The sequence below is a fragment of the Streptomyces sp. NPDC059900 genome (assembly GCF_050270335.1).
GTDB lineage: Bacteria > Actinomycetota > Actinomycetes > Streptomycetales > Streptomycetaceae > Streptomyces.
Map to the genome: position 1 here is coordinate 1 of NZ_JBNNJZ010000853.1, position 2,609 is coordinate 2,609.

Annotated in this window: 2 pseudogenes; one reads left to right on the forward strand and one right to left on the reverse strand. The window is 65.9% G+C overall.

Annotation, left to right across the window (positions count from 1 at the left end):
• Positions 1-143: 143 nt before the first annotated feature.
• Positions 144-1,675: pseudogene (locus tag ACQKIP_RS44915) on the reverse strand (ISL3 family transposase).
• 81 nt (positions 1,676-1,756) lie between these two features.
• Here ACQKIP_RS44915 and ACQKIP_RS44920 point away from each other — a divergent pair.
• A pseudogene (locus ACQKIP_RS44920) lies at positions 1,757-1,922 on the forward strand (IS701 family transposase); the annotation flags it as partial.
• Between the last annotated feature and the right edge of the window lie 687 nt (positions 1,923-2,609).

Genomic DNA, 2,609 nt, shown 5'->3' on the forward strand with positions numbered 1-2,609 from the left:
GATAGCACTGAACGCCTTCGACATCACCTTCGACGGCCGACTCAACACAGCACGCCACTAACCTCAACAACCCCAGTTACACAGATGATTGGGGTCTGTCCCGTAGTCGGGTCTGTCCCGTAGTCGGTGGTGACGCCGGGTGGTCAGGGCAGGAGGATTCGGTGGCGGAGGAGGTCGAATCCGGCGCGGCCGTGCATCTGCCTCATGATCCTCTTGGTGCGGGTGTTGACGCCTTCGGTGCGGCCGTTGTGGTAGGGCAAGGTGAGACCGGAATTCACGGCGGGCCGGTCGATTTCGAGGCCGTTGGTGAAACTGCGCAGGTGAGGTAGTCCGGCCGCGCGGGCGGACGCGATCCACCCGGTGAGTTGCAGGTCGTTGCCCTCGGCGGGTCTCAGCAAGGCGGCGAAGCCGCGTACGAGTTCGGCGAGTGCGGTCATTGCCGGGCAGGCCGCAGCGATCTTCTCCAGCAAGACGACGTCCTTCGGGCGGAGGTTGTCGGGGTTGGTGAGCAGGAGCCGGGTAGCGCGGCGTGCGGTGGTCACCGGCCGGTCGCCCTCGGCTCGGCCCTGGTTGAGGTAGCGGACCAGGAGGTTAGCGCTGCCGGAGTAGCCCAACGCCCTGATCTCTCGCAGGAGATGGGTTACCGGAACTGCCGGGTCGGCCCTGCGCCGTTCACGCAGGTGACCGCGGTAGGGGTCGACGAGCGTGGGGCGGTAGGCGGGGGTGATCCGCAGGGCTTGGGGTTCGGGCATGCGGGCGTAGCGTTTGACGGTGTTCAACGCCAGGTTCAGGCGGCGGGCGCGAGGAGGCCGACGCCCTGGCCGAGCAGGTCATGGATCTTGTTCCAGCGTTCACGGGTGGTCTGTTCGCGAACGCCGCCCGGGCGAGGCGGGTTGATCGTGGCCCAGCATCCGGAGTGCGCGCGGACCTCGAGCAGGACCTTGTCGCAGAGGTTGCTCCAGAGGTGCCATCGGTCGCTGACCTGGACCGCGTCGGGCAGAGCACGGCGGATGGCCTCGGCGTAGCTGGCTGAGCCGTCGCGGCAGACGACCTCGACGCCGGGGTGTGTCTGCAGCCAGGATTCCAGGGTGGCCATTTCCCGGTCGGGAAGGACCGCGATGCGTCGACCGGTCTCTGCGTTCGTGATGACCGTGGCGTAGCGGTGACGACGGCGCAGAGCGAAGTCGTCCACGCCGATCACTCGCGGAATGGTCTCCATGGGGAGCGGTAGGCGTCGCAGATGTCGCAGCGCGGTGCTGCGGGAGACGGGCATGGCCAGATGAGCAGTCAGCCGCGCGGCGGCCCGGCCGCATAACTCCCGTGCCACCTGGGATATCTGGGCGGTAAGTCGCACCGTGCGGCGCTGATGACACTCCAGCAGCCCGGGCACCTGCTCGCGGAAGGTCTGCCGCCGGCAGTTGAGAACGGGACAGACCAGCCGCCTGACCTGCAAGCGTACGACGACCGGTCGCCCGTCGACGGGCACGTCCTTCACAGTCCGCCTGTGATACCCGTGCACCTTCGCCGTCGGTGACCCGCACACCGGACATGGCACCGCAGCATCCTGGGTACGGGCCGAGACCACGACCAAGTCACCCCCGTCTGTCACGTCCTCGATGACCAGCCCCGAGAGCTCTGAAAACACCGTTCCCGCCAGGGATTTGATATCCGCCACCAGATCATGATCATGGACGGCTACCCGACGTCACCACCGACTACGGGACAGACCCACCTCGCCTACAGCCCCCTGCAGGTCACCGTCCGGGAACTGGTGCGGATCGCCGGGGCGCGGTGGGCCATCGAGGAGTGTTTCCAGGCAGCGAAGAACGAATGCGGGCAGGACCAGTACGAAGTCCGCCGTTACGTGGGCTGGTTCCGGCACATTACGCTGGCCATGCTCGCCCACGCCTTCCTGGCCGTCACCGCCCACCGGGCACGCGAAAAGGGGGCGCCACCGGTGAAAGCGCCGGGGCTATCGCGCTCACAGTGGCTGAGGTTCGGCGACTCCTGGCAGCTTGTTGTCCCCGACCCCCGCACCTGCGCGGACAGCCAGACACCACGCGATGAACTGGTCGAACTGGCGCCGACGGCGCCAGGCAGTCGCCCGACGCTGTCATTACCGGCGGCGGGGTCGCACGTTCGAGGGGCGGCCTCCGTGAGACCGTCCCTGACCATGTTCCGGCCCGCTACACTCCAGCCGCCCGGTCAACGCCACAGGTCAGACAGCGAAGTCCTGCTGGAGTACTAGCCGTGACGGTCAAGTCGTAGGCCCAGACGGACATCGCGGGTGACGCCAACCCCCGGTCGGCGCAGGAACCGAGCCCGCACGCCCGCGGAAAGCTGAGGGAGGCGTCCGTTCGCGGAGGGCAGTCGCTGGTGGACCTTCCTGGAGGACATCGCGCTGGCAGGCCTCGAGTGCAGGAGTGTTATCAATCTGTTTCCAAATTCAGTGCAACCGTGAGTAACGACACAGCTGCATGCAACATTTTTGTCCTGTACGCCCCAAGTAATCCTTCTGGATCTTTTACTTGATGACTACATACAGTCGCCACTTGGTTGCCTTGTTCAGGCAATCTTCATTTTTGTGAAGAGTCGGGGTGGGGTATGTG